Origin of the sequence: Veillonella orientalis (assembly GCF_018406505.1) — a bacterium.
Lineage (GTDB): Bacteria > Bacillota > Negativicutes > Veillonellales > Veillonellaceae > Veillonella > Veillonella nakazawae.
In genome coordinates, this window is record NZ_AP022322.1 from 1372024 (window position 1) to 1395960 (window position 23937).

General features: G+C 39.6%; 29 protein-coding genes. 1 reads left to right on the forward strand and 28 read right to left on the reverse strand.

The window, feature by feature from the left end; translation table 11 throughout:
* Positions 1-276: 276 nt before the first annotated feature.
* The 27 genes from VEIS1202513_RS06205 to ylxM form a co-directional block, all read right to left on the reverse strand.
* Positions 277-921 (reverse strand): MFS transporter, encoded by a 645-nt coding sequence (locus tag VEIS1202513_RS06205; RefSeq protein ID WP_244856222.1) that lies wholly within the window; start codon positions 919-921, stop codon positions 277-279.
* Between the two features lie 186 nt (positions 922-1107).
* A complete protein-coding gene (gene secF, locus VEIS1202513_RS06210) occupies positions 1108-2004 on the reverse strand; it encodes a protein translocase subunit SecF (protein ID WP_005387361.1) in 897 nt (298 codons plus the stop codon).
* The gene (gene secD / locus VEIS1202513_RS06215; RefSeq protein WP_005387360.1) at positions 2001-3275 is read right to left on the reverse strand and encodes a protein translocase subunit SecD; all 1275 of its coding nucleotides are present in this window, start codon (positions 3273-3275) and stop codon (positions 2001-2003) included. The genes secF and secD overlap by 4 nt, the downstream gene beginning before the upstream one ends.
* Positions 3276-3296: 21 nt before the next feature.
* Positions 3297-3863, reverse strand: a complete 567-nt coding sequence (locus VEIS1202513_RS06220; RefSeq protein ID WP_213467055.1) for a 5-formyltetrahydrofolate cyclo-ligase — start codon at positions 3861-3863, stop codon at positions 3297-3299.
* A complete protein-coding gene (gene yajC, locus VEIS1202513_RS06225; RefSeq protein ID WP_005387358.1) occupies positions 3863-4153 on the reverse strand; it encodes a preprotein translocase subunit YajC in 291 nt (96 codons plus the stop codon). The genes VEIS1202513_RS06220 and yajC overlap by 1 nt, the downstream gene beginning before the upstream one ends.
* Before the next feature lie 77 nt (positions 4154-4230).
* Entirely contained in the window at positions 4231-5346 is a 1116-nt protein-coding gene (gene tgt, locus VEIS1202513_RS06230) for a tRNA guanosine(34) transglycosylase Tgt (protein WP_105090334.1), read from the reverse strand.
* Positions 5347-5354: 8 nt separating this feature from the next.
* Positions 5355-6380, reverse strand: a complete 1026-nt coding sequence (gene queA / locus VEIS1202513_RS06235) for a tRNA preQ1(34) S-adenosylmethionine ribosyltransferase-isomerase QueA (protein WP_005387356.1) — start codon at positions 6378-6380, stop codon at positions 5355-5357.
* Positions 6381-6391: 11 nt separating this feature from the next.
* Entirely contained in the window at positions 6392-7981 is a 1590-nt protein-coding gene (locus VEIS1202513_RS06240) for a SpoIID/LytB domain-containing protein (RefSeq protein WP_213467056.1), read from the reverse strand.
* A gap of 2 nt (positions 7982-7983) precedes the next feature.
* Positions 7984-8988, reverse strand: a complete 1005-nt coding sequence (gene ruvB / locus VEIS1202513_RS06245; protein ID WP_213467058.1) for a Holliday junction branch migration DNA helicase RuvB — start codon at positions 8986-8988, stop codon at positions 7984-7986.
* 2 nt (positions 8989-8990) lie between these two features.
* Entirely contained in the window at positions 8991-9599 is a 609-nt protein-coding gene (gene ruvA, locus VEIS1202513_RS06250) for a Holliday junction branch migration protein RuvA (RefSeq protein ID WP_005387351.1), read from the reverse strand.
* The gene (gene ruvC / locus VEIS1202513_RS06255) at positions 9599-10093 is read right to left on the reverse strand and encodes a crossover junction endodeoxyribonuclease RuvC (protein ID WP_213467060.1); all 495 of its coding nucleotides are present in this window, start codon (positions 10091-10093) and stop codon (positions 9599-9601) included. The genes ruvA and ruvC overlap by 1 nt, the downstream gene beginning before the upstream one ends.
* A gap of 204 nt (positions 10094-10297) precedes the next feature.
* Entirely contained in the window at positions 10298-11035 is a 738-nt protein-coding gene (locus tag VEIS1202513_RS06260; protein ID WP_005387348.1) for a YebC/PmpR family DNA-binding transcriptional regulator, read from the reverse strand.
* 9 nt (positions 11036-11044) lie between these two features.
* On the reverse strand, positions 11045-11617 hold the full coding sequence (locus tag VEIS1202513_RS06265; RefSeq protein WP_038148738.1) for an RNA methyltransferase: 573 nt from the start codon (positions 11615-11617) through the stop codon (positions 11045-11047).
* A gap of 57 nt (positions 11618-11674) precedes the next feature.
* Entirely contained in the window at positions 11675-12235 is a 561-nt protein-coding gene (locus VEIS1202513_RS06270; protein WP_119206522.1) for a hypothetical protein, read from the reverse strand.
* 11 nt (positions 12236-12246) lie between these two features.
* Entirely contained in the window at positions 12247-12678 is a 432-nt protein-coding gene (locus VEIS1202513_RS06275) for a DUF350 domain-containing protein (protein ID WP_004698434.1), read from the reverse strand.
* 10 nt (positions 12679-12688) lie between these two features.
* Positions 12689-13759, reverse strand: coding sequence for a hypothetical protein (locus tag VEIS1202513_RS06280; RefSeq protein ID WP_119206523.1), 1071 nt, complete (start codon positions 13757-13759; stop codon positions 12689-12691).
* 101 nt (positions 13760-13860) lie between these two features.
* Positions 13861-15168, reverse strand: a complete 1308-nt coding sequence (locus VEIS1202513_RS06285; RefSeq protein WP_156719934.1) for a glutathionylspermidine synthase family protein — start codon at positions 15166-15168, stop codon at positions 13861-13863.
* A 14-nt stretch (positions 15169-15182) separates the two neighbouring features.
* Positions 15183-15755 (reverse strand): hypothetical protein, encoded by a 573-nt coding sequence (locus VEIS1202513_RS06290; protein WP_213467061.1) that lies wholly within the window; start codon positions 15753-15755, stop codon positions 15183-15185.
* A 44-nt stretch (positions 15756-15799) separates the two neighbouring features.
* Positions 15800-16846, reverse strand: a complete 1047-nt coding sequence (locus VEIS1202513_RS06295; protein WP_156719932.1) for a DUF4178 domain-containing protein — start codon at positions 16844-16846, stop codon at positions 15800-15802.
* Positions 16847-16921: 75 nt separating this feature from the next.
* Positions 16922-17575 carry an NAD(P)H-binding protein gene (locus VEIS1202513_RS06300; protein WP_156719931.1) on the reverse strand — a complete coding sequence of 218 codons (654 nt, stop codon included), beginning with the start codon at positions 17573-17575 and terminating at the stop codon, positions 16922-16924.
* A complete protein-coding gene (gene trmD / locus VEIS1202513_RS06305) occupies positions 17572-18402 on the reverse strand; it encodes a tRNA (guanosine(37)-N1)-methyltransferase TrmD (RefSeq protein ID WP_213467063.1) in 831 nt (276 codons plus the stop codon). The genes VEIS1202513_RS06300 and trmD overlap by 4 nt, the downstream gene beginning before the upstream one ends.
* 120 nt (positions 18403-18522) lie before the next feature.
* On the reverse strand, positions 18523-19020 hold the full coding sequence (gene rimM / locus VEIS1202513_RS06310) for a ribosome maturation factor RimM (protein ID WP_060924912.1): 498 nt from the start codon (positions 19018-19020) through the stop codon (positions 18523-18525).
* Entirely contained in the window at positions 19020-19427 is a 408-nt protein-coding gene (locus VEIS1202513_RS06315; protein ID WP_060924913.1) for a YlqD family protein, read from the reverse strand. The genes rimM and VEIS1202513_RS06315 overlap by 1 nt, the downstream gene beginning before the upstream one ends.
* A 14-nt stretch (positions 19428-19441) precedes the next feature.
* A complete protein-coding gene (locus VEIS1202513_RS06320) occupies positions 19442-19669 on the reverse strand; it encodes a KH domain-containing protein (RefSeq protein ID WP_009352618.1) in 228 nt (75 codons plus the stop codon).
* 21 nt (positions 19670-19690) lie between these two features.
* The gene (gene rpsP / locus VEIS1202513_RS06325; RefSeq protein WP_005377914.1) at positions 19691-19954 is read right to left on the reverse strand and encodes a 30S ribosomal protein S16; all 264 of its coding nucleotides are present in this window, start codon (positions 19952-19954) and stop codon (positions 19691-19693) included.
* Between the two features lie 59 nt (positions 19955-20013).
* Entirely contained in the window at positions 20014-21366 is a 1353-nt protein-coding gene (gene ffh / locus VEIS1202513_RS06330; protein ID WP_060924914.1) for a signal recognition particle protein, read from the reverse strand.
* A complete protein-coding gene (gene ylxM, locus VEIS1202513_RS06335) occupies positions 21356-21691 on the reverse strand; it encodes a YlxM family DNA-binding protein (RefSeq protein WP_060924915.1) in 336 nt (111 codons plus the stop codon). Before ylxM ends, ffh begins: the two co-directional genes overlap by 11 nt.
* A gap of 188 nt (positions 21692-21879) precedes the next feature.
* On the opposite strand from ylxM, the gene VEIS1202513_RS06340 reads away from it, so the two are divergent.
* Positions 21880-23205 carry an FAD-containing oxidoreductase gene (locus tag VEIS1202513_RS06340; RefSeq protein ID WP_213467065.1) on the forward strand — a complete coding sequence of 442 codons (1326 nt, stop codon included), beginning with the start codon at positions 21880-21882 and terminating at the stop codon, positions 23203-23205.
* A gap of 126 nt (positions 23206-23331) precedes the next feature.
* Here VEIS1202513_RS06340 and VEIS1202513_RS06345 read toward each other — a convergent pair whose 3' ends face one another.
* Positions 23332-23859, reverse strand: coding sequence for an ECF transporter S component (locus tag VEIS1202513_RS06345; RefSeq protein ID WP_213467066.1), 528 nt, complete (start codon positions 23857-23859; stop codon positions 23332-23334).
* Positions 23860-23937 lie beyond the last annotated feature (78 nt).

A 23937-nucleotide genomic window follows, 5' to 3' on the forward strand; every position in this document is an offset into this window, starting at 1 on the left:
TAATCGTCAACATATAAAAACCTTGTTTTTACAACTTCATTTTAAATTCACTACATCTCATCATAAGCACGCCTTAATTCCTTATTAATTCAGGTTTTAAATTGTATAACACCTTTTTTTCAATTACTTTAGTTCATTTTATTTTTAACTAACTTTCACTAATTACTACTAAAGCAAAAAAATCCTTATAGGATACTTTCAAAAGTATCCTATAAGGATTTATGGTTTTATCTAAATCTACGAAGGGAAACTTTCACAAATAAAATCCCTATATAACTATATTTCTAATGGAGTATATTTTTTAATCCATACATGATATAAACTGAGCGCTATGACCATAACTAACGCAGCAATAATATATAGGTATTGATATCCTAATGCATTTGCCAGTAATGCAAGTATAATTGAACCAGCGCCTACACTTATATCAAGAGCTAAGAAATATGTCGCCGTTGATACACCTGCTCGTTCAATAGGTGCTGATTGTATGGCTAACGCTTGAAATGCCGGCTGGGCCGCCCCATAGCCTAAGCCCAATAATGGGGCTGTAAGAATAATAGCCATTGGTGTTGTGGCAAGGCCTAAGCCAAATAGGCCTAATATAAATAAGCCTAACCCAGGATAAATAATGAATTTAGATCCATAACGAGCATAGACTTTCCCCACCAAAGGTCGACTGATTATAATCATCAAAGCAAAGATAGCAAAAAAAGCACTACCCCAAATACCTGCGCCCATACTATTCAGCTCGATAGGAATAAATACTAAAACACCTGAATAAGTAAAACCTATGAATAAACCCATTAATGCCCAAGGCAAACTTTTACTTTCTATAAATTGAGAAATATGCCAGCCTTTGCGCTTAGACAGTTTTGGTAAGGCTAACTCTTTTGAAAGAGGAATAACATTACTTAACAGCAATACGTCATCGCCAGACCTGCATCTAAATCACTACCGCTTAGTTCGGAAGTAATCACTATAGGTAATGCAGCTACCAATACATAATGAGTCATATATAATATGCCACAGACTAAAAAGAACCTCTCTAGACTGTATGCTAGAGAGGTTCAGTACTTTTACCATTATTATAGTAAAAGCAGTTATATATTATTGTTGATTGCGGATATCGTTTTTATTGCGACTCTTCCACATAACCCATAAGGATGTAGCTACGCAGATAGAGGAGTACGCACCACTAGCAAAACCGATAATCATACAAAGAGCAAAGTTCTTTGTAGTGTCCCCACCGAATAGATAAAGGGATACACAGGCAAACATAACGGTAGCCAATGTATAGAAACTACGGTGAATACTTTGTGTAATAGATGCATTCGCAAGATCTGCAAATGTATCAGAACGTTTATGTGTATGTGTATTTTCACGAACACGGTCAAAGATAACTACAGATTCATTCATGGAGTAACCTACAACCGTAAGAATAGCCGCTAAGAAAGACGCATCAATTTCTAATTGGAAATAAGAGAATACACCAAGAACCATAATCAAATCATGGAAAATAGCAACGAGCGCAGAAATAGCAACTTTATATTCAAAGCGATAAGAAATATACAATGCTAATGCCGCAAACGCTATAACAAGATTTAACAACGCATGTTCTGTAACTTCGGAACCAATTACAGCACCTACAGTTTCAATACGTTTAACTGTATTGTTACCAATAGATTTAGTCAAAGATTCAATCACAGCGGCACTTTCACTAGGCTCAAGATTACGTGTACGAATCATTACGTCTTCGCCCGCTGTATCACCAGTAGTATCGCCAGAAAGCTGAATTTGTGCGTTTTCAAGATTATATTCTTTTAATACGTCACGAACTTGACTAACCTCTACAGGTTGATCAAATACAACTTCAACAATCGTACCACCAGTATAATCAATACCAAAGTTAAAGCCTTTAGTAAAGATGGAAATCAAACTGATAATAACAAGTGTGGAGGAAATTGCAAACCACCAACGATGATGCTTAATTACGTCTAATGTCATTTGCGTTTACCTCCTTTCAAAGATTTTGGTGCAAATGCGTCAGCACTTGTGCTTGGAGAGATATTCGCACCAAACCAGAATGGATGGTTCGTAAAGTTACAGTCAATAAGTAAGCGTAATAAGAAATGGCTCACAGTAATCGCTGTGAACATACTTACAACAACACCTACGCCTAAGCTGATAGCGAAACCTTTTACAGGGCCAGAGCCTAAGATTGTCAAGATAGCAGCAGTAATGATAACGGATACATTCGCATCTGTAATTGTTGCTAAAGCACGACTGAAACCAGCTTCCATGGCTACACGCATGGACTTACCGGAGAACACCTCTTCTTTGAAACGTTCAAAGATAAGAATGTTCGCATCTACAGCAACACCCATGGATAAGATAATACCAGCGATACCTGGCAATGTCATAGTTGCATTAAAGCCTTTGCCTAATACGAGCAATAAGAGCATAACATATACAAGTAATGCAATATTAGCTACGATACCAGAAAAACGATATAAAATAACCAAGAAAATCATGATCATGGCAATACCAGCACTGAAGGCTACAACAGATTTATCCTTGGAGTCTTGACCCAAAGAAGGACCGACTGTACGCACTTCCAATACATTAATTTTAACAGGCAATGCACCAGAACGTAATAAAATAGCCAAGTCTTTAGCTTCTTCTAAGCTTTGACTACCAGAGATAGTTGCTTTACCACCTGTAATTGCTTGTTGTACTACAGGATTAGTCAATTCTTTACCATCCAATGTAATGGCAATACGACGACCAATATTTTTAGATGTTAAATCAGCAAACTTCTTAGCCCCTTCATCGCTTAATTCAATAGCAACGAGTGGTTGTTTATTTTGACCTAACTCTTCTTTTGCATCTTTTAAATCATCACCAGTCATAACAGTTTGACCTTGGTCGTTTTTAAATTCCAAGACCGCTGTTTTACCGATACGTTTAATCGCTTCGTCAGGATCTTTTACACCTGGCAATTCGATGATAATACGACGAGCACCTTCACGTTGTACTAGTGGTTCAGACAAACCCATTTCATTAATACGACGCTCTAAGATTTGCTTCGCCCGTTCCACTGCATCATTGTCAGCTGTACCAGTCGCAGAGTCCTCTGCTTCCAATACGATGTGCGTACCACCTTGCAAGTCTAGACCTTGTTTCAAAGAGCCTGCTAATGGTTGAATAAAATACGCAAATAATCCAATGATGGCAGCAATGACTACTAAAAACTTGATAATAGCTTTACCGTTCAAAATAGTTGCTCCCTTCTACTACTATACGCAATGTATAACGCCTTGCTCCGTTACAATTTTGCTCATCCGTTGGTCCAGTTCATCCATTGGGATTGGTGTATCCCACAATTGTACTGACCAGCATACGCCCATAAATGTACGTGGTGAAAGTTCCTTGAGAAATCGATCGTAATACCCATTCCCCATCCCCATGCGACCGCCTTGACGGTCAAAGCCAGCACCAGGCACTAAAATCAAATCCAAGTCATGTGGATTAATAACCTCGTATGGCTCAGAGGGAATGCGTATATTTAACACACCCCGAGTGATAGATTCTAGAGACTTAAGACGAACTGCAATCATGGTCGTCTTATCTGTACATACTGGAACATATACGGATTTACCATGTTCTAAAGCATGACGAATAACATCGTCTAAATTGGCCTCCTTGGGCATCGCCAAATAGGCCATAATGGTATTAGCTGATATATACTCAGGACTATTAACAATTTGATCTGTTAAAAGCGCAATCCATGTATTACAATCAGCAACGGATAAAGCAGCGCGCTGGGCCTTGCACGCCCGGCGCACTGCTTCCTTTGTATTCATTATTTTTCTTCCTTGTTTTTCTTGGAAAGAACGTTAGCAATTGCAGAACGTGCAAATGTTAACTCTACTTTTTCAGATACTTGAACCTTTACTTTTTCATCATCAAGTTCAACGATTTCGCCATAAATACCACCAATAGTAACGATTTTTTGGCCTTTCTTCAAGCTGCCTAACAAATTAGCGCGCTCTTTTTGTTGTTTCTTTTGTGGACGCCACAATAAGAAATAAAAGATTACGACCATCAACAAAATAGGCCAGCTAGTTTGCAACACTTGTAAAATATCTTCCATTTTATCCTCCTAGTATAATAAATATGTTTTTCTTTTCTAGTATAGCCACCTAATATAGATTTGACTAGACTTAATTACTATTTTTTAAAGCTATCCCAAAATTGCATTCTAAATTGTGGGAACCGATCTTCTAAGATGGCTTGTCTCATTTGACGCATAAACTCAAGCAAGAAGTAAAGATTATGGTATGTTACGAGACGCAATGCCAAAATTTCTTCCGCCTTATACAAGTGACGAATATAAGCACGAGAATAATTTTTACATGTATAACATTGGCAGCCTTCTTCTAACGGACCCCAATCATGAGCAAACTGCGCATTTCGAATATTAAGGCGACCGTTCCAAGTCATAGCCATCCCATTTCGGGCAACCCGTGTAGGGTATACGCAGTCGAACATATCAATACCACGTGCTACGCCTTCTACAAGACAATCCGCCGTACCAACGCCCATCAAATAACGAGCCTTATTAGTAGGTAATAGCGGTGTTGTGTATTCAAGAATTTCATTCATTAAATCATGAGGTTCCCCAACGGATAAGCCACCGATACTATAGCCTTCAAAGTCCATAGCTACCAGCTCTTCCGCACTTTGTTTGCGCAAGTCTTTGTACATACCACCTTGGACGATGCCAAACATCCCTTGTCGGTCATGCGCTTTACGAGCCTCTTGGCAACGATGAGCCCAACGTGTGGTACGAGCTGTTGAGCGCTTTGCATAATCATGGTCCGCAGGATAGGGAATACATTCATCAAAGGCCATCGCAATATCAGAACCTAATTGCTCTTGTACCTTTGTTGCCACCTCTGGAGATAAAAACTGTTTAGACCCATCAATATGAGATCTAAAGGTTACACCCTCCTCAGTAATCTTACGCATATCGCCTAAGCTAAATACTTGGAACCCACCGCTATCAGTTAAAATAGCTTGATCCCAGTTCATAAATTTATGTAAGCCACCTGCTTCCTCTACGAGTTCAGGACCAGGACGAAGGAATAAATGGTACGTATTGCTCAAGATAACTTGAGATCCCATTGCCTTTAATTCCTCAGGCGTCATAGTTTTAACTGTAGCTTGTGTACCTACAGGCATAAACATAGGCGTTTGGAAGGTACCATGTGGCGTATGCAATAAACCAGCACGAGCCCCCGTGTGAGGACATGTCTTTTGTAATTCATAAGTAATACTCGGCATAGTCCCTCCTAACGTATAAACATAGCATCGCCGAAGCTAAAGAAACGATAACGTTCGCGTACAGCTTCTTCGTAGGCCGCCAAACAATGTTCACGACCAGCCAATGCACTAATCAACATTAATAATGTAGATTGAGGCAAGTGGAAATTCGTTACCAATGCATCAATCATCTTAAATTTGTAGCCAGGATAGATAAAGATTTGTGTCCATCCACTAATACCTTGTAGGACACCATCATCATTGGTAGCCGACTCAAGGGTACGCACAGAAGTAGTACCTACCGCAATGATACGGCGTCCGTTTCGCTTAGCTGCATTAATACGATCAGCTGTATCTTGAGATACCACGAAGAACTCACTATGCATTTCATGGTCCTCAATTGTCTCTGCTGATACAGGTCTAAATGTTCCAAGACCAACATGCAAGGTAACAAATTCTAGCTCTACACCTTTCGCTTTTATCTTTTCTAATAGTTCAGGTGTAAAGTGAAGCCCTGCTGTTGGAGCAGCCGCTGAACCTTTTTCCTTAGCATAAACGGTTTGATAACGATCTTTATCTTCTAGCTTCTCATGAATATATGGAGGTAATGGCATTTCACCGATTTCTTGTATCACATCATCAAATACACCATCGCAAGTGAATTCAATGATACGACCTCCAAACTCAGTTTTATCTATAACGGTCCCACTTAATCGGTCATCAAATTCGATAACTTGACCAATAGGACATTTTTTACCAGGTTTAACAAGGCATTCCCAGCGATTTTCACCACATGGTGTGAGGAGCAATACCTCAACCTTGCCACCAGAGCCTTGACGTTGCCCATATAATCTCGCAGGAATAACCTTTGTATTATTAAATACAAGTACATCCCCTTCATGGAGTTCATCTAGCAAATCGTAAAAATGCTCTTTATGCGCAACCTCACCTGTAACCTTGTCCAAGGTCAACAGTCTCGCCGTATCACGAGGCTCTACAGGATGTTGAGCAATAAGTTCCTCTGGTAATTCATAATCAAAATCTGTAACTTTCATCGCAATCCTTATTAGTACATTTTCTTTAATGTAATGCCACTATAGTAGTGACGCAAAATAGTTTGGTAATAATTTGTATCCCCTGGTGTCGCACGCTTAGCCATTTCTGCAGCGCCCCATTGAGACATACCAAGACCATGTCCCCAACCGTGGCCTTTAATATAGACAGTATCATTACTACCAGTAAAATTATGATACGCCTTACCTGTATCTTTAGCTGGGTTATGATTTACATAAAAATCAAATAGTGTCGATTTCAAGCCTAAAATACTACGTAAAGAATCCCCATCAATAGTCGTTTTTCCAGAGGTACCTATGAAAGTAGCACTCTTAATTCGACCAGATACGCCGCGGTCAGATGTTTGTTGACCTGGCTTGCCAAGAGGTGTCAATTGAATGCTCTTCAATTTGCCAACCCCTTTACTAGCTGCGTTAAGCTTACTTTCAAGGGCCTGACGAGAAGTAGTAACCGTCCAGTTCGATGTAGATGTGCCAGTACTAAAATCCTTTACACCTTTCAAATACGGTACATCACTACCCCAAACATTGACACTATCCTCAGTATAACCGCCACCATCAGAATGGAATAAAGCATTGATAGGGCGTTGGTTATATAACATAACCATCCCCTTTGTTTTATTAACTGCATTTGTAGTAGCTTGCGTTTCACCACTAACCCCATTATAAACTTGGTGATCTGTGGACGTACTCACATCATACAGCTTACCTTTATTCTCTTCCATAGTATGAAGAGCATAAGTTCGAGCAGCTACAGCTTGTGCTTCTAGTGCAGCTGCTGGCCAAGATGGAACGACTTCTTGCGGAACTACGCCATAAAGATAGTCTTCAAGAGGCACAGAATTAATGACCATCATCTTTCCATTATTAGCACGTAATGTAAGTCCTCCACGATAGCCTTTGCCTTCAAACAAGAATGGTGCATCACTATTGGCTGGTTTTAATGTAACTACTGTATCAATGACCTTGCCATTGACAGCAATTTTACCACTTCGAATACCAACAGAGGTTCCACGGTTTGCACTGATTGTGCTAACTTGACCATTAGCACTATTTAACACAACCATATTAGCAGTAGATGTAACTGTAGCATCGGAACTGCGACTCCCCAATAACACGCGTACATTTGGTACATTTTCTACACGCTCCGTAGCAGGTGTAACAACAGACCCTACTTTATTACGCGTAATAGCAGCCGTATTAGCTTTAATACTATTGGCATCAGAAGTTTTTACAGCCTTAGAGGCAGCAGGCTTTACCGTTGTAGCCTTAGCACTAGTAACTGTAGATTTTGCAACAGGCTTTTGAGCCGTTGTTGCAGCCTTAGTTGCATTTGACTTCGGAGTCACTTTTGGCACAGGCTTTGGAGCCGGTTTAGTTACAAGTGGTCGAAAAGTTGACCGCTTCGTCGTATTTACTTTCGATACATTTATTGTAGATACTGTTGATTTCGGCATTGGCTTTTTAGTTACTACTGTACTTTTATGTTGCAATGTTGCCCCTTGCGCAACAGAAGCACCGCCAATATTTACACCTAAAAACAAAGTTGCCATTATCATCAATTGTAATCGTTTCGTTTTCATTGTTATTTCCCTGTCTGTGAAATACCTAAATGCTCATAGGCAAGTTTAGTAGCCACCCTCCCACGCGGTGTACGTCCTAAAAATCCTAGTTGCATCAAATATGGTTCATACACATCTTCGATGGTATCTCTCTCTTCGCTGATAGCTGCCGCAATAGTATCGATACCTACTGGACCGCCATCATACTTTTCAATAATACACTCCAACACACGTCGATCGATTCGATCGAGTCCTTCTTTGTCTATATATAAACGTTGTAACGCATCATCTGCAATGTCTTGAGTAATAACCCCATCACCAATAACTTGTGCAAAATCACGTACCCGTTTAAGTAGACGATTTGCGATACGCGGCGTCCCCCTTGAACGACGCGCAATTTCGCTAGCCCCAGTTGGCTCAATACCAATATTGAGTATTTCTGCGGCCCGAGTCACAATAAACTCTAATTCCGTTTGTTTATAATATTCCAACCGGTTAATAATACCAAAGCGGTCCCTTAAAGGTGCCGCCAAAGCCCCGGCCCGTGTAGTGGCACCTACCAAAGTAAACTTTGGCAAATCGATGCGTACCGTTCGAGCACTTGGGCCCTTACCGATGATGATATCGATAGCATAGTCCTCCATTGCAGAGTACAATACTTCCTCTACACTACGAGACAAGCGATGAATTTCATCGATAAATAGTACATCGTGGTCATCTAAATTTGTTAAGATCGCAGCCAAGTCACCAGACTTTTCAATGGCAGGCCCAGAGGTTATGCGAAAATTAACACCCAATTCATTCGCAATAATCCCTGCCAAAGTAGTCTTCCCAAGACCTGGTGGACCATAGAGCAATACGTGATCTAAGGCTTCACCACGTTGCTTAGCCGCCTGAATATACACATTTAGATTACCTTTAGCCTCTTCTTGACCTACATACTCATTAAAGAACTTTGGTCGTAGACTATATTGCCACATATCTTCTTCGTGCTCGCCATTTCCGACAAGGCGTACTTCTTCGTTCATCCTTATCGTCCTTTCCCAAGCTCAATCAAGCTGACTTTAATCAACTCAGATACATCGCGCTTACCATCATCTAAAGACTCTACAATGTCAGCCACATCTCGTTCTGAATAGCCTAGCGACACAAGAGCCTCAATGGCCTCTCCGGCAGCACCACTAGCAGCAACGCCAATAGGCTGTATAGCTGCTGGAGATTCTGCAGATATATGCGTCATCTTCGCTAACTTATCCTTTAATTCAAGAACAAGTCGCTCTGCAGACTTCTTACCAATGCCCGGCAATTTCGTTAATTGCTGCACTTGTCCATTGATAACAGCTAATTTGAAAGCCTCTGGTGTCATGCCAGACAAAATGCCAAGCCCCACCTTAGGCCCTATACCAGAAACAGAAATGAGTAAAATAAACAACTCATATTCCTCTTCCGTCCAAAAGCCATAGAGTTGCATTGCATCTTCCCGCACATTCAAATACGTAAATAGCGTTGCCTCATGACCTTCGATCAATTGTTGACGCGTAGTGGTCGGCACATAAACGCGATACCCTACACCATGTACATCTACGTAACAAGACTCTTTAAAGAGATGTGTTACGATGCCCCGTACATACCCTATCATTATACCAACCTCTTCAATCTATCATTGTGAGAACTATGGGCCGTACAGATAGCAACAGCTAATGCGTCCGCTGTATCATCGGGCTTAATTTTCTCACGAATCCCCAAAATATTCATCGTCATATAAATAACTTGATTCTTATCAGCCTTACCGTATCCTGTAACAGCTTGCTTGATTTGTAGCGGTGTATATTCATAAATAGGAATACGCTGTTGTTCAGCTGCTAACAAGATAACTCCACGTGCTTGCCCAACCTTAATCGCCGTCGTTACATTGCGATTGAAGAACAATTCCTCTACGCCGAACTTATCCGGTTTAAATTCCTCTAGAATATCACTTAGATCATTAAATAAAATTTCTAACCGTTGTGAATCAGTTAATTCCTTAGGAGTGGTAATAGCCCCATAGACTACTGGTGTTAACTTGCTACCCTTCACGTCAATAATGCCATACCCGCATATGGCCGTGCCTGGGTCAATACCTATTATTCGCACCTCAACCCACCTTAGTTTAAAAATGAGATAAGCTGTCGCCTACCTCCATTACATAATCTATTTTATTATAGCACAATACCACATCGAAGTTCATGAATTTCAATATAAAATTTATAAGAAATCTATTAGTATTCTTAACATTTACAAAAAATCTAAATTTCATGAATCAATAAAAAGGAGCACCCCTCAGAGTACTCCTTAATATTATTCTTCTTCGTCGTCTGGCAAAATACCGTTGTGATATACGTTTTGTACATCATCAAGATCATCCAATACGTCGAGCATTTTTTGCATTTTTACAGCATCATCGCCAGTCAATTCAATTGTAGTATCTGGAATCATTGTGATTTTCGCTACTTCTGTTTCAATGCCCGCATCAGCAAGAGCTGCTTCTACCGCATCATAATCTTCAGGAGTAGTATAAATTTCAAATACATCATCTTCGGACTTAAGGTCTTCTGCACCTGCTTCAAGAGCTAGCATAGTCAATTCATCCTCGTCATGACCTTCTTTATCGATAACGAATACGCCTTTAGATTTAAACATCCAACCTACACAACCGCTTTCACCAAGGTTACCACCTTGTTTAGAAAATGCATGACGTACATCGGCAGCCGCACGGTTACGATTATCCGTCATAACCTCTACAGTAACAGCCACACCAGCTGGACCATACCCTTCATATACGATTTCTTCGTATGCGTTCATATCCGTAGCACCAACGCCTTTATCGATGGCACGTTGAATATTATCCTTAGGAATATTATTTTCACGAGCTTTTTGCAAAGCCAATTTCAAACGCATATTACCTGTTGGATCGGCACCACCCATGCGTGCTGCAACGGTAATTTCGCGACCGATTTTTGTAGCTAGTTTAGCCTTCAAAGCATCAGTTTTGCCTTTTTTATGTTTAATATTTGCCCATTTTGAATGTCCTGACATAGACGCCTCCTATTTATTCCACCATGCCTCGCCCCGCAATCGATCTAAGATGATTGAAACGGCACTACGCACAGATAAATGATTGTATTCACCATGGCCATATATAGGTTCTAAAATATAGTCAAAGCTTTCCATCGTTTCTTTTGTCATACCATAACCGGTACCAAATAATACTAACACAGGGCGGCCCTCATTTTCAAGGTGTTCACGCATCCGTGCATAGGAAATTGTATTATCATAAGTTCTAGCATCGGTAGTTGCTACGATAGGTTTTACCCCTTCCAGCTCCTCGATAGTACGCACCGCAACAGCGATAGAATTAACGAGTTCAACGCCTGTAAAAGCATCTTTTCTGTCCGGATTATAGGTACTACCAAAGCCTGACTTCCAATGCTCCATAATGGTAGCTGCTAATTCTCGTTGGGCCGGTATATTATGAATCACAAAATATTTAGATACATCATAGGTGATAGATGCGCGTGCAATATCGTGAATATCATAATTGGTAATGGCCGTCGTAATGACCTCTTTATGTTTGTTCATAATCGGATAATGAACAAGTCCGATATATAAATTAGCCAATGCTAAATCTCCTGGTTTCTAAACAACTTCCATCAACATATAGTGTCATCGCATCCATTATGAAGCACTAGACCGTGCACCAGCACTGCCAAAGCCAGACTTTTGCCCTATAGATGATGCTTTCTTACTTCTATTATTCTCATAACTACGAAAGCTTCTTCCACCTCCATAGCCATGTATAGTTGATCCTGATGACGTATATTCATTAGGTTGTTCATACGGTTTTAATGGCGATACCGCGCGATACGTCATAGTTCGTCCATCCATACGTGCCGTAGGAGGATTAAACCCATGAAATATATAATACCCAGCTGCAATAGTTGGTAACAAACTTGCCAAACCAGCATCCCACACTAAGTTTCCACCATTATCACGGTGAAAGGTAACTGAACGATTATCGTCATACAAGGCGGTTTCTTTTCCATCGCCATGGTTTAAAAGAGAATACCGATTACCTTGACTATCCTTTAATCGAACCTCCCCCTCATTTGCCTCTGGATAAACCTTATCACACACAGCATAGGAGATATCGTTCCAGTATGAATACACACCTACAAGACCAGCAACTGCGGCGAAAGCACCTGTAAGGTATATGGTTTTCTTACTTGGCTTATACATAAAACGCTCCCTTAGTGCACAGCACCGCTAATAACAAGAGCAAGACCAACGAAAATGCCAAATACAAGAATACCAGCCGCTGTATTACCACGCATAATTTCTTCGGATAATTTATATTTACGATGCCAAATATTGATAAACATATAGCCCGTTACAAATAGTATAATACCTAGTACAGCGTATACAACACTGGCTACAATGCCATGTAACAGGGACGTATCAGCCGTAGTCACGGCTGGTGACATAATAACAGCGCGCAAAATTTCACCGATACCGATAAATGATCCCGCTGAAAGCCACGCCACAGCACAGTTACCACGCTTAATTTCTTCACTAAATTTTCCAGGCACGAAGAAATCGATAACCGTGTTCGCTGTCAACATCAGCATAATGCCAAAACAAGCATAAAAAATTGTCAATAATACATCTGGTATATAAATCATAATAAGCCTCCTAATAATATAATTTTGTATTGGATGTGTTGTTAGAGTTGCTAGTAGGATACAATCGTTCGCGTCCCGTATTATCCCCTAGTCGAACCATGGTCGCATAGTTATCGAGTATATGAGAGCTGATTAATGTACGATCAATAATTTTCCAATCCTCTTGTGTTAATTTTGATTGTTCACATACCTTAACTCTAGTTTGTCCATCCGTATTAGTGATGAGATACACCAAGTCCCCAGAATAAAATACAATAACTTCATGTCCCTCTTCTAAGTTATCCCGCTCATTCTTAATATCACCATTCACAGAATCAATCAAGTCTAATGCGGTACTAACAGGATCTAGTGTAGACGTGTATACATAGTCGCTATCCGAATCTGTTTTTGTATAATATGCAGATGTGTCATGCATATGTTCTTTTGCCGTGTAAGGCACTCCAAACATAGCGCGTATACTATGCCAAGACAAATCATTGTCCGACCAAAATAGAAATAGTAAAAATAGTACACCATACCCCACGCCAACAGCAATAGATCCAAACCTCTTTTTCATTGATTTGTTACGCATCTTTTGCTTAATAGCTTGAGCGGCTGCATCATTACAAAGACGAATGTTCACCAAGGGTACTCGTGATCCTTCGGCAAACATTTTTTTACCTTCAAACCACTCTTCTTCAAAGAATACACTAGCACCACCTTCACAAGGTAGCTGATATTCTCTATATCCTGCGCGGTCCCCTACGGAGGCACCACTTTCACCATCCACATCGACAACCTTTTCTAAGCCGATTTGATGTAATGTAAAATCTTTCCCCGGCCGTGTATGAAAGGATGTTCTAGATACGGTACACCATTCATTATCATTGTACTCAATGGTTAACCATATTTTATCGATTCCCTCAACAGCCTCTAGTCCATATTCATGCCAATAATCACCTGGTGATTTTGTCATAGACGGCTGGCCCCTATAGGATTGTTCCTTATCTGCTTTTGGAATAATCTCTATATATTTAATTTTCTCAGTGATTACATAACGGCTGCCATGAACCTCTAAGACATCATAACAATTAAACTCCATACGCACCCTCGCTAAAATAGACATAACCACAACTGCTGCGAAGTAAACCTATTATCATTCGTTTAACATACTATATATCCACAAATTCCATAGTATTTCACTTACTCTATTAGTAATGGTACAAAGTATGCTTCTGTACCAGCTATCTCTTCCGGAGAAAAACGGCATCCTACCGCAGAAGCTTGATCACCAAGCATAAAACAGGATAAGGTTAAAAATCCATCTTTCACTCCACAATCAACTGTATGAGTAAAACGTTTCTGCTGTATAAAGTCTTGATACATAACCTTTTTACTATCGCGACAAACAATATCGTCATAGTTATCAACTAACTTTTCCATGTAAAGCTCAGATATATCACCACGCTTTTGAACAACTTGTACATGCCTTCCTTCACGGCCCCAAATCTCCTTTTGAATATAAAGGCCATCATCAAGAGAGGAAAAATCATTTTCAAAATAGGATGGTGCCAAATAACGCTCGATGATATCTCGATCTGGTTTCGTAAAAAATTGTTCTGTTAAATACAATGCATATACTAAGGACATAAATGATTTATTTTGTAAAATAATGGACTCTGGCGGATTAAAAAGAGCAAATCTATTCTCCTCGTAAAGATCTAAAAACATCTCACCCAAAGGTTCATTATCTGGTGTTTGTTCATCAATCAAAAGTTCCATAGGATGCAATCGATATAATAGAGTCGCATGACTACCATCTTCTAAAGGAATGCCCTCATCATCAATCTTCATATCATAAAAGGATATGAATCGCGTATCTGCCTCAGGACAGGCTGTTTTTAATTCCTTCATAAGGAATTGTGTTGTACCGTAGTCTTCAAAATAATCATGAAAACAAGAGAATACAAAAGGATCCTTAGGTAAGCTCTCTCTATTTGCCCGCATAGATTCATATTGGTTTCTACCATACTTAGCAGATAAAACAACATCATACATGCGCTTTAAAAATGTATGTAATTCTTTTCGGCATTCTATATTAGGATGTTTTCGTCCTACATAATTAGCTGCAACTTCATTGGCATAATAGCTTTCAATAAGAAAACATGGCGTATCCGCATTAAGTTCTACCATCCGCAAATTGCCATTTACATCGAGAACAAAATCAAAGCGTGATAACCACGTTGGTAACCCTAAGGCATTCGACTTATGTAAATAAGGAATTAAATTGTCTGGCATATCCATATTTCGAGCAAAGTCATCTGGTGCCATTTGAAATACTTTTGCAGCTTTACAAAATATTTGAAATAATCTACGTGAAGCATGGCGAATTTCATCGTAAAAGTCGGATGAAAAGGCCTGCATAGACAAGGAAGGATACCGATCATCATACCCTTCATATTCTACGAAATTAAATATATTTCTATCAAGCTCATCAATATAGGATTTCATTGTTCATCCTTTCATTAAGAGGCACCGCTCGAAGTTCGAGCCCCTACACTACCAAAGCCATACTTTTCACCAATTCTATGTGCTCGATTACTCGTTTTAGTATTGTAACGATTTCTAGTCATCTCATTAATAGTCCTAGCCACTCTTACACTATTAGATTTGCTAGCGCCTGTATTTGCATCAAAAGGTGTAAGTGGCGATGTAGCACGATAGGTCATACTGGGTGCATCCATATATGCCTTTGGAGCTGAAAAGCCATGGAACGCATAGTAACCTACCACCAAAGTTGGAATCAAACTGGCTAAGCCTGCATCCCATATAATATTGCCTTTCTCATCACGATGAAAGGTAACAGATTTTTCTGCATCATCATAGAGTGCAGTTTCTTTTCCATCACCGTGATTAATCAAGGTATAGCTTTTACCTTCATCATCAATGAGCCGCACTTCACCATTATTTAATTCTGGTTTGACCACATCACATAGAGCATAGCTAATATCGTCCCAATACGAATAAGCGCCTACTAGAGCTGCTATAGATGTAAAGGCTATGGCTATGTAAACAGTATTCTTACTTGGTTCATACATATAATATTCCTTCGTTTGATTTCGTAACTGAAATCAATTCTATATCAATCTTTTATTATATTTGATAACGTCTTACGACCCTGCTTATTCTTTAATTCCACCATATACGCATATCGTAACAATACTTCACTGTCATTTCTAATAGTCGCTATTCGTGTATTCTCCGAATCTGACAAGTTTTTTAATTGCCCCACTTCAACATATGTAGTGCCATTGACCACACTAATAACAGATACATCTTTAGTCGTATAAATGACAATCCACTGCTCAGGAGACTTAGTGTCTTGTTTAATGGTATAAACCTTGCCATACACAGCATCGATAAGATCGATAGCCGTTGCATTTGGATCTTGCTTTGACGTATATACCATCAAACCGTCTTTTGTGCCTTGTGGTTCATAATAATAGGAATCTTTAATGCGCTCTTCCATGGTATATGGGAATCCTACTTCATCACGCAATTCATGCCAAGACAGATCTCCTATAAACAAATATCCCAAAAAGAATAAAATGATTCCCCAACTCAGACCCAATCGTGTCCATTCTTTTCTGCGAGCTGCATTACGAATCTTTTTACTCGCTGCTTGAGCAGCCTGATCTCGCCGTCGATGTACATCAGACAAACGAATCCGCTCACCTTGAGCCTGATCCGTCAAACCACCATGCCAGTCCTCAATAAAGAATACATAGGTTTTATTCTTTTTAATTGATCTATATTCTTTATAATCTGCTTCGTCGCCACTTCTAGCCTTCGATTGCCCCTCCACAGCTACGACACGTTCTATACCTTTATCATGTAATCTATATCCTTTAGGCGGCGTTGAACGTAAAATAGTCTCTGAAAAGGTACAATAGTCTTTTTCCCCATTTACAATGGTGAGCCATTTTTTATCTTCACCATCAACTGGCATAAGGCCATATTCTGTCCAAGACTGAGCTCCTTTAGAAACACCTAGTTCTTTCTTATAATTTTCATCATTAAGATCATAACGTATTGTTTTATCAACGATAAACTCTTGATAAGAAATGACCTCCCCGACTACATATCGTTTTCCCTGAACCTCAAGGACATCGTAACAATTAAACTTCATAAACAACCTCGTTAGAGTAGCAATACCTATATATGTATCTAAACTACTCTCTCTCCTAAACGGGATTTAATGAAATTAAGCTTTAAAGTAGCCTACACGTTCATGAATCATTTCATTATCAATAATAGAAATACCATATTGTTGTCCTATAGTAGCTGTTACAAGAACCTTAGCTACATCAGCAGTTTTTACAGGCTCTTGACTCATTAATACACGTGCCTTATTAATAACCCCCAATACAGCACAGCTAATACGCTCTACCAATTTAGGTTCCTCTCGAATCAAGGTAGATGGACGAGCAATAACAATCGCTTCAAATGGAAGCTCTAGGACGACCTCTTCCAATTGTCCTTTCATGGACATATAAAAGAATTTCGATTTTGGATTCGCCCCTAAAGAGGAGACTAATCCATATTTTTTTACTCCATTTTGAGCTGCAATGCGAGCCATTTCATATTGGTAGGTATAATCGACTGTCCATTGTGCTTCTTTAGAGCCTGCTTGTTTACGGTTTGTGCCCATAGCAGAGAACAAAATATCCCCTGTTACTAGGTGTGCCCATTCACGAGGTTCATCAAAATTGACGATATGAACGATTACCTTTGGAGATGTATACGTAACTTGACGACGTACAAATACATGAATTTCTTGAATTTCATGATTGTCAATCAATGATTCTACAATATGGCAACCAACTGCACCAGTAGCACCTAATACTAAAGCTTTCATACTTCACCTGTATCTCTTTCAGACTCTTCAGCAATAATTTCTTTTAACAGTTTAATTTCCTCTTTTGTTAATGGTCGTTCCAATAAATCGGGCCTCAATAATCGTGTCCGTTTTAAAGCTTCCTTTTGTCGCCACGTAGCAATATTTTTATGATGACCGCTACGCAATACATCAGGAACAACCCATCCTCTGAATTCTGGAGGCTTTGTATATTGAGGACATTCTAATAAAGGCTCATAAAAGGAATCCTCTTGTGCCCCACTAGCAGCCCCCAGTACGCCAGGAATCATGCGAGCTACTGCATCTGCTACAACCATAGCTGGCAACTCGCCACCAGTTAATACATAGTCCCCAATGGAAATGGTTTCATCTACTAAATGTTCCTCTACACGATAGTCTACACCTTCATAATGACCACAAATGAGCACCAATTGATCGTACGTCGCTAGTTCACGAGCCTTTTCTTGTGTAAAAGGTTGACCTGTAGGGCCCATAAAAATAACACGACGTCGTATACTTTCACTAGGATTACCAATAAGGCTCATTTCATCACATATCTCATCTGTAGAATAGGCGCTATTAGTTTCGCTATCATATTGAGCAATAACAGATTCTACCGCTTCAAAGATGGGAGGTGCCATCATAAGCATACCCGCACCGCCACCATACGGCGTATCATCTACTTGACCATGTTTATTATGACTAAAGTCTCGAGGGTTAGTTACGCCCATAGATAAGCGTTCCGCTTCGATAGCCCGTTTTATGATGGAATGACTAAAAAAAGCATCAAAAAACTCAGGAAATAAAGATACGATATCGATACGCATAGACCGTCCCCTACACTTATTAACTCACATAAACTCATTAGCATTATCTATATATAGCTATATTATATAACTTTTACCATAATATACCTATATGTAGATAAAATAAAACCGCCTAAAGGATTATATCCATTCAGGCGGATCTACGATCATTAATTTATTTTCCACATCGATGTCTTTAACGACCTCTTCAATGGCTGCAAATAATTGATCTGGTTCCCCATCTTTGGAAACCACATAAACATCATTAGCACCAGGTTGCAATACATCAGTCACTGTGCCAAGCACATTCCCCTTTGTATCTTGTACTTCAAGACCAATGATATCAAAGATGTAGTAGCGACCTTCTGGTAATTCTACCAAATCTTCACGACGTACTTGAATCTCTTTCTTAGCGAATAATTCAGCCGCGTTGCGATCAGGGATTTCCTTAAAGGATGCTAGTACAAATTGTTTATGAAATCGTGCGGATGCAACGTGGTATTCTTTACCATCGATGTAACAGGCATCCATATGCATGAACCGTTCTGGAAAATCGGTTCTAGGCATAATACGAAGATCACCCCGCACGCCGTGCGGGGCGATGATAACACCTATTGTGATGAAATCGTTATGCTTCATTATTGACGAAACGCAACGATTTTACCGTCTTCTAATAGGATTTCAGCGCCCATCATGGCATCCAAATCATCCCCGATTTTAACGGTAACTGTTTGCTCTAATGTGCCTTGAGGAATTTCAGTTCCCAAAGACAATTCTTGAGCATCTTTCAATTTAGCTGTTACTTCTTCTTTGAAAGCCAAGCGTTTATTTTTCTCTTCGTCGATTTGTTGACGAATCGCAGTAAGACTTGTAGCATCAACTTTAGCCGCATCAGCCAAAATACGTTGAGCTTGGAACTCAATTGCTTCCAAATCTTTATTCACCATATCAAGGCGAGTTTCAAGATCGGATACAATTTTCGCTTTCAAGTCTTCTGTTACTTTTGCTTTTACTGCTACAGGGACACGTAATGTCATTTCTTCCATTGGAATACTCCCTTTTAGACAATATCGACAGATATCTTTTTGTTCTCTTTAATAGCCGCCGCTTTCACCACAGCGCGAATCGCTTTCGCAATTCGTCCTTGCTTTCCGATGACTTTGCCCATATCCTCTGGGGCTACGTGAAGTTCGTAAACCTCCATATTCCCCTTTTGGACCATGGTAACAGATACGGCATCAGGCTGCTTCACTAATGATTTCGCAATTAATGAAATTAATTCTATCATCACAGTATGCCTCTCTATTAATTACTTTTTAGCGTCCGCAAATTTTTGCATAACGCCTTGTTTTTTGAACAAGGAGCGAACAGTGTCAGTAGGCTGAGCACCTTTAGCTAACCAAGCCAAAGCTTTTTCTTCGTCTACATTAACGATAGCTGGTTGTTTAGTAGCATCATATTGACCAATAGTGTCAACAGGACGACCTTCACGTGGAGCACGTGAGTCAGCAACAACGATACGGTAGAAAGGAGCTTTTTTAGCACCTAAACGAGTCAAACGAATTTTTAACATGTGAAATTCACCTCCTTATACTGATATAGGTGGACAGGTTCAGCGCCCCTGCCCATGTATTACATAAACGGTAATTTAGGCATTCCTGGGAAGCCGCCCTTACCGCCACGTAAACCTTGCATGCGCTTCATCATCTTCCGCGCTTCTTCAAATTGTTTCAACAAGCGATTAACATCTTGTACTTGCGTACCAGACCCCATTGCAATACGCTTGCGGCGAGAACCATTAAGAATATTTGGATTTTCTCGCTCTGCTGCCGTCATGGATGTAATGATGGCCTCGATGCGGCGCACCTCTTTACTATTCAAATCAAGGTCTTTTAATTGATCCTTAATTTGACCCATACCTGGCAACATACCAATAATATTTTGTAATGGCCCTAACTTTCTCACCTGATTCATCTGTTTCAAGAAGTCATCCAAGGTGAAATTGTTTTTCGCCATTTTCTTAGCCATTTCACGAGCTTCTTCTTCGTCGATAGCTCCTTGAACATTTTCGATCAATGTTTTGAAATCGCCCAAGTCGAGAATACGAGAAGCCATACGGTCTGGATAGAATACATCGAAACCATCCATTTTTTCGCTCACACCAGTGAACTTGATTGGCAAACCTGTTACAGCTTTGATAGATAACGCAGCACCACCGCGCGCATCACCATCGAGTTTAGTAAGGATAACACCATCAACGCCTAATTTTTCATTAAATGTTTGTGCTGTTGTTACCGCATCTTGACCGATCATGGAGTCTACAACGAGTAGAATTTCATGAGGTCGAACAGCTGCTTTGATGTTAGACAACTCGTCCATGAGAACTTCGTCAATAGCCAATCGACCAGCTGTATCGATGATAACAACATCTTTCAACATATGCGTACTTTGCTCTACGGCACGACGCGCAATGTCTACTGGATTAGCACCAGGTGTTTCATCAGCAAATACAGGAATATCGATTTGCTTACCTACAACTTGCAATTGAGTAATCGCGGCTGGACGATATACGTCGGCAGCTACGAGCATTGGATGTTTACCTTGTTTGCGAAGGTATACTGCCAATTTACCAGCTGTTGTAGTCTTACCAGCACCTTGTAAACCAACAAGCATAATAATTGTTGGTGGCTTGCTAGAAATCATGATACGACTTTGTGTACCACCCAATAAGGCTGTTAACTCATCATTTACGATTTTAATAACCGTTTGGGCTGGATTTAAAGAACCGAATACCTCTTCACCGAGGGCCTTTTCCTTAATGGACTTCACAAAGTCCTTCGCAACCATAAAGTTAACGTCCGCTTCTAATAGTGCTGTACGTACTTGACGCAACGCAAGATTGACATCATCTTCAGTAATTTTGCCTTTCCCTTTCAAGGATTGAAAGGCTTCTTGCAGTTTTTCTGACAAGCTATCAAATGCCATAATATCCCTCCATTTGCGCCAATACTTTTTGTACCTTGGTTTCAGCCAACACCTCTTCAGGCAAGTTTTCTTTCAACTGTGAAAGCAAACCTTCACGTTGTTCATATTGTTCTACCAAGTGCAATTTTGATTCGTAATCATTTAAAATGTGTCGAGCACGCTGTAAGTTATCGTGTACGGCCTGTCGTGATACGCCTAATTCCTCAGCAATCTCGCCAAGGGACATATCATCTTCGTGGTGAAGTTGTAAGGACATGCGTTGCTTGTCCGTCAATAGTGGCCCATAGAAATCTAAGAGCAAACTGATAAGTACTCGTTCTTCCATTTCGCCACCTCCATCACTGTCAAGTCATATTACTTTACATATGGTACAGTATAAAAAAAGATGTGTCAAGTAGAAATACTTAACATCTAAATTATAGAGAATTATTTTCATATTTTATTTTTATATCTACTGTAATATGCTATAATAAACATATCTAATATTTTCAATATAAAGACAGGAGGTATTGTATGAATACCAAACATTATGATCTTATCGTTCTAGGTTTCGGCAAAGCCGGTAAAACATTAGCTGCTAAATTTGGCTCTATGGGTAAAGCCGTAGCTATGATTGAAGAAAACCCTCTCATGTACGGTGGCACATGTATTAATATTGCATGTATCCCAACTAAAACGATGATTGTAGCCGCATCAAAAGGCTTATCTTACGATCAAGTATTAAACCAACGCGAAGTAGTTACCTCTCGTTTACGCAATAAAAACTTCGGTATGTTAGATACCAATGAACATGTCGATGTATATACTGGACATGGTGAATTCATTAGTAATAAAGAAATCGCCGTTACAGCTGGGGAAGATAAAATCATCTTATGTGGTGAAACAATTATTATTAACACTGGTGCTGTAGCGATTAAGCCTAACATTGATGGCATCGACACAGCAACAGGCTTCTATAATAGCACAGAAATTCAACAATTATCGCCTCAACCAAGTACACTAGGCATTATCGGTGCTGGTCCTATCGGCCTTGAATTTGCCAGCTTATACGCTAAACTAGGTGCAAAGGTAACAGTATTTAATATTGAATCTAGCATCTTAAAACGGGAGGAGCCGATCGTACAAGAATTAGCTAACGAGTACTTGACTGAGCAAGGTATTACTATTCTTAACGATGTAACATTAAACTCTGTATCTAATGATGGCAATAAACCTGTTATTACTGCAAATGGTCAAAACTATACGTTTGATGCTGTTCTATATGCTACAGGTCGCAAACCAAATACAGCTAACATCGGTTTAGAACATACAGATATCACTACTAACGAACGTGGTGCTATCGTAGTGAATGATACGTGTGAAAGCTCCGTTTCTGGCGTATATGCAGTAGGCGATGTAAACGGTGGTCCTCAATTTACCTACATTTCTCTCGATGACTTCCGCATTGTATTTAGTGCACTTACAGGAAATGGCCAATACACATTAAAAGATCGCAAAAATATTCCTTACACAACATTCTTAACCCCGCCACTGGCTCGTGTTGGTCTCACAGAAGAAGATGCTATCAACAAAGGATATACAGTTAAAACTAAAGAAATGCTCGTAGCTACCATGCCAAGAGCTCATGTAAACGACTATTTAAAAGGTGCTTTTAAAATTGTAGTAAATGCAGATAACGATTTAATCCTTGGTGCTACACTTTATTCTCAAGGTGCTGAAGAGTTGATTAACCTCATTAAAATGGCTATGGACAACAACATTCCATATACATATTTCAAAAATCAAATCTTCACACATCCTACCATGGCAGAAAATTTAAATGATCTCTGTAATTTCTAGGTAAGAATAGTAACTACATAATCTAATATAATAAATAAAAGAGTCTCCCATAACTGGAATACATAAGTTACGGGAGACTCTTTTATTTATGCCTAATGATCAATTTTGGATTATTAGTTAATATATTTAGTTCTTTGTAAATAATCTACGAACTACTGATTGCAATTTAGGTGTCAATACGATAGCCACCACAATACCTGCAGCACTTGTAATCAAGGAGTATTGAATTTTGCTAGCTGCTACGGCTGCACTTTCAAGAACAAACCACCATGCTAAGAAATAGCCAAATGCAGTCCAAATTGTACCAATAATAAGAGCAATCAAAATGCGTGTAAAGGATGCTGTGGGCTTTGTAATGGATGGTGGCAAGTAACCCGCTGTCATACCGCCCACAATAAGGCCTGCAATACCTTTAATGAAGAAAGAGAATACAATGTATTGCGTATGTCCACCAAAGAGGTCAAATAATGCAGAACCAATAGCCGCACCTAAACCACCATATAAACCGCCAAAAAGAATGGATGATGTAAATAATGCAGCAGATCCTAAGTGAACCATTGCACCACCCGGTATTTCGATGCGAATTGTTGTTGCTACTGCACATAAGGCAGCAATAAATCCGATATATACAATATCGCGCGTCTTTAATTTCATAATCTAGCTCCTCTCTTTTAGCTGAATAACTATATTTAGTATAACAAATCTCACTCTGTCTAAAAACACTAATTTCAT

Coding starts and splice junctions, on each gene's coding strand:
- secF (WP_005387361.1), bottom strand. CDS start 2,004: ATGACATTAGACGTAATTAAGCATCATCGTTGGTGGTTTGCAATTTCC.
- VEIS1202513_RS06220 (WP_213467055.1), bottom strand. CDS start 3,863: ATGAATACAAAGGAAGCAGTGCGCCGGGCGTGCAAGGCCCAGCGCGCT.
- yajC (WP_005387358.1), bottom strand. CDS start 4,153: ATGGAAGATATTTTACAAGTGTTGCAAACTAGCTGGCCTATTTTGTTG.
- tgt (WP_105090334.1), bottom strand. CDS start 5,346: ATGCCGAGTATTACTTATGAATTACAAAAGACATGTCCTCACACGGGG.
- queA (WP_005387356.1), bottom strand. CDS start 6,380: ATGAAAGTTACAGATTTTGATTATGAATTACCAGAGGAACTTATTGCT.
- VEIS1202513_RS06240 (WP_213467056.1), bottom strand. CDS start 7,981: ATGAAAACGAAACGATTACAATTGATGATAATGGCAACTTTGTTTTTA.
- ruvB (WP_213467058.1), bottom strand. CDS start 8,988: ATGAACGAAGAAGTACGCCTTGTCGGAAATGGCGAGCACGAAGAAGAT.
- ruvA (WP_005387351.1), bottom strand. CDS start 9,599: ATGATAGGGTATGTACGGGGCATCGTAACACATCTCTTTAAAGAGTCT.
- VEIS1202513_RS06260 (WP_005387348.1), bottom strand. CDS start 11,035: ATGTCAGGACATTCAAAATGGGCAAATATTAAACATAAAAAAGGCAAA.
- VEIS1202513_RS06270 (WP_119206522.1), bottom strand. CDS start 12,235: ATGTATAAGCCAAGTAAGAAAACCATATACCTTACAGGTGCTTTCGCC.
- VEIS1202513_RS06275 (WP_004698434.1), bottom strand. CDS start 12,678: ATGATTTATATACCAGATGTATTATTGACAATTTTTTATGCTTGTTTT.
- VEIS1202513_RS06280 (WP_119206523.1), bottom strand. CDS start 13,759: ATGGAGTTTAATTGTTATGATGTCTTAGAGGTTCATGGCAGCCGTTAT.
- VEIS1202513_RS06285 (WP_156719934.1), bottom strand. CDS start 15,168: ATGAAATCCTATATTGATGAGCTTGATAGAAATATATTTAATTTCGTA.
- VEIS1202513_RS06290 (WP_213467061.1), bottom strand. CDS start 15,755: ATGTATGAACCAAGTAAGAATACTGTTTACATAGCCATAGCCTTTACA.
- VEIS1202513_RS06295 (WP_156719932.1), bottom strand. CDS start 16,846: ATGAAGTTTAATTGTTACGATGTCCTTGAGGTTCAGGGAAAACGATAT.
- VEIS1202513_RS06300 (WP_156719931.1), bottom strand. CDS start 17,575: ATGAAAGCTTTAGTATTAGGTGCTACTGGTGCAGTTGGTTGCCATATT.
- trmD (WP_213467063.1), bottom strand. CDS start 18,402: ATGCGTATCGATATCGTATCTTTATTTCCTGAGTTTTTTGATGCTTTT.
- rimM (WP_060924912.1), bottom strand. CDS start 19,020: ATGAAGCATAACGATTTCATCACAATAGGTGTTATCATCGCCCCGCAC.
- VEIS1202513_RS06315 (WP_060924913.1), bottom strand. CDS start 19,427: ATGGAAGAAATGACATTACGTGTCCCTGTAGCAGTAAAAGCAAAAGTA.
- VEIS1202513_RS06320 (WP_009352618.1), bottom strand. CDS start 19,669: ATGATAGAATTAATTTCATTAATTGCGAAATCATTAGTGAAGCAGCCT.
- rpsP (WP_005377914.1), bottom strand. CDS start 19,954: ATGTTAAAAATTCGTTTGACTCGTTTAGGTGCTAAAAAAGCTCCTTTC.
- ffh (WP_060924914.1), bottom strand. CDS start 21,366: ATGGCATTTGATAGCTTGTCAGAAAAACTGCAAGAAGCCTTTCAATCC.
- ylxM (WP_060924915.1), bottom strand. CDS start 21,691: ATGGAAGAACGAGTACTTATCAGTTTGCTCTTAGATTTCTATGGGCCA.
- VEIS1202513_RS06340 (WP_213467065.1), top strand. CDS start 21,880: ATGAATACCAAACATTATGATCTTATCGTTCTAGGTTTCGGCAAAGCC.
- VEIS1202513_RS06345 (WP_213467066.1), bottom strand. CDS start 23,859: ATGAAATTAAAGACGCGCGATATTGTATATATCGGATTTATTGCTGCC.